The following is a 2,590-nucleotide window of genomic DNA, read 5'->3' on the forward strand; positions in this document are numbered from 1 at the left end:
TTTGGGATGGCTGGTCATAAAACGAATCTGATAGTCGCCGGGCACCTCACACAGAAGATTGAGAAGATCGGCAAAATCCACCGACTTCTCCAGCCCTTTTCCGTAGCTGTTCACATTCTGCCCCAACAGGGTAATTTCTTTATACCCTTTGGCGATCAGTTCCTTAAACTCTGCCAGAATCGCCTCCGGTTCCCGGCTGCGTTCCCGGCCACGCACATAGGGTACAATACAATACGTGCAAAAGTTGTCGCACCCGTACATGATCGGCAGCCAGGCCCGGAAACCGGAATCCCGTCGGATCGGCATTTCCTCCACTACGGCGTTCCGCTGTTCCGGATTTTCCAGATACCGCTTGCCGCGGCGCAGGCGTTCGGCCAGCATAGCCGGCAATCTGTCAATGCCATCCACGCCAAAAACCAGATCCACATACGGGTAGCTCTGACGCAGTTTTTCCACAATATGCTGCTGCTGAGCCATGCATCCGCACACACCAATCATCAGCCGCGGATTCTGCTCCTTCAACTTTTTGAGCGCGCCGATATTACCGAACACACGCTGTTCGGCATGTTCACGCACCGCACAGGTATTGAACAGGATCAGGTCGGCATCTTCCAAGGTATCACATAACCCGAACCCTACATCCTGCAAAACGCCCCGGATTTTTTCACCGTCGTTGACGTTCTGCTGACAGCCGTAGCTGCGCACATAGGCCAGAGGCGGCGTTTCGTAATAAGCTGCCAGCGTTTTGGCAGCTTCCTCATTATGGGTATAGATCAGCTTTTCCAAGAGAATTCTCCTTAAGGTACACAAATCCAATATACCGTAATAGTATAGCAAATCGCCTGCAAAAGTACAAGCGGTTGTTCTGCATTTTGTCCACTATACGGCATACTGTGGTTTTACTCCCATGACTTTCTGTACAAAAAAGAGGGAGATCCCAAGCCGGATCTCCCCTCTTTTCATTTTTCTTGCTTTTGAATTTGCCTGGCTCTCTCCAGCATAGGTTTCAGATACTGACCGGTAAAGGACTGCGGGTTTTCCGCCACTTCCTCCGGTGTACCGCTGGCCACAATACGGCCGCCGCCACTTCCGCCTTCCGGTCCCAGATCAATAATATAATCTGCCCGCTTGATCACATCCAGATTATGCTCGATTACGATCACGGTATTACCGGCATCTACCAGCTTATCCAGAACCTTAACCAGACGGTGCACGTCCGCAACATGCAAACCGGTTGTGGGTTCGTCCAGAATATAGACCGTCTGCCCCGTACCGCGGCGCGCCAGCTCATTTGCCAGTTTCACACGCTGTGCTTCGCCACCGGAAAGTGTAGTGGCTGCCTGCCCCAGCTGAATATACCCCAGTCCCACTTCCTGCAAAGTTTGCAGTTTGCGGGCAATCTTAGGAATATTCGCAAAGAAGGTGCATGCCTCTTCTACAGTCATGTCCAACACATCGGAAATGCTTTTATCTTTATACTTGACTTCCAGCGTTTCCCGGTTGTAGCGTTTTCCTTTGCAGACATCGCAGGGCACATAAATATCCGGCAGGAAGTGCATCTCAATTTGCAGGATGCCGCCGCCTTCACAGGCTTCACAGCGGCCGCCCTTTACATTGAAGCTAAACCGTCCCGGACCATATCCACGCATTTTTGCATCCTGCGTGCTTGCAAACAACGCACGGATATCACTGAAAACACCTGTATAAGTGGCCGGATTGGAACGGGGTGTGCGCCCGATCGGGGACTGGTCAATACCAATCACCTTATCGACCCACTCCATTCCCTGCACTTCTTCGCATTGGCCCGGGCGGCTCCGCGCGCCATTCAAGGCTGCAGCCAGCGTTTTGTACAGAATCTCATTGATCAGCGTAGACTTTCCGGAACCGGATACGCCGGTAACGCAAATCATTTTGCCCAGCGGGAAATCCACAGTAATGTCCTGCAGATTATTTTCATGCGCTTTTACAATACGCAGGAATTTGCCATTTCCCTGCCGGCGCTCTTCCGGCACCTCTACAAACTTGCGGCCGGACAGATACGCACCGGTAATGCTGCGTTTGGCTTTGCAGATATCCGCCACCGTACCGGCTGCCACAATTTCACCGCCATGAACACCGGCACCAGGACCCACATCCACGATATAGTCTGCCTGACGCATGGTGTCCTCATCATGTTCCACCACAATCAGCGTGTTGCCCAGATCCCGCAAGCGTTTCATGGTTGCAATCAGCTTATCATTATCGCGCTGGTGCAGGCCAATACTGGGTTCATCCAACACGTACAAAACACCCGTCAGCGCACTGCCGATCTGTGTCGCCAAGCGGATGCGCTGGCTTTCGCCGCCGGACAGTGAAGCTGCACCGCGGGACAAGGTCAGGTATCCCAGTCCCACACTTTCCAGGAAGCCCAGTCGTTCTTTGACCTCCTTAAAGATCGGAGCGCCAATCATCTCATCCCGTTCGCTGACTTTGGCGGTCTTGATGAATTCCAGTTCCTCGCTGACACTTTTATCGCAGAAATCCGCAATATTGATTCCGCCGACAGTCACCGCCAGGCTGGTCGGTTTCAGTCTGCGGCCATGGCAAGCGG

General features: G+C 52.8%; 2 protein-coding genes. Both read right to left on the minus strand.

What is annotated here, in order from left to right; translation table 11 throughout:
• Positions 1–786 (minus strand): radical SAM protein (locus H6B10_RS13915; RefSeq protein ID WP_204652151.1); only part of this gene is annotated, 786 nt, incomplete at its 3' end.
• A 173-nt stretch (positions 787–959) separates the two neighbouring features.
• Positions 960–2,590, minus strand: a 1,631-nt coding sequence (gene uvrA / locus H6B10_RS13920) for an excinuclease ABC subunit UvrA (RefSeq protein WP_204652152.1), incomplete at its 5' end; no start/stop codon positions are given.

The organism is Gemmiger formicilis, assembly GCF_016901605.1.
Lineage (GTDB): Bacteria > Bacillota > Clostridia > Oscillospirales > Ruminococcaceae > Gemmiger > Gemmiger formicilis_B.